At 62.4% G+C, this 229-nt stretch carries 1 pseudogene; it reads left to right on the top strand.

From position 1 onward, the window contains the following. Positions 1 to 165, top strand: a pseudogene (locus tag SB765_RS34515) (lipopolysaccharide core heptose(I) kinase RfaP); the annotation flags it as partial. Positions 166 to 229 lie beyond the last annotated feature (64 nt).

Here is a 229-nt window from a genome sequence, read left to right as displayed (position 1 = left end):
CTGGACATCGGCCTGACCCGTCGCGACAAATTGCGTTTTCTGCGTGGCTACTTCCAGCGCCCGCTGCGCCAGGTGCTTGCCGAAGAGGCCGCGCTGCTTGCCTGGCTGGAACGCAAGGCGCAGAAACTCTATGACCGCAAGCAACGTTATGGGGATGCACTCTGATGTCGGGTTGGACACTGGCGCCCGGCTACGAACACCTGGCGGCGGATTTCGGCAGCCTTGATGC

Source organism: Pseudomonas sp. SIMBA_067, from assembly GCF_046534675.1.
Lineage (GTDB): Bacteria > Pseudomonadota > Gammaproteobacteria > Pseudomonadales > Pseudomonadaceae > Aquipseudomonas > Aquipseudomonas putida.
Note: the sequence above shows the minus strand (reverse complement) of the source record. Positions and strands in the feature narration are given on the sequence as shown.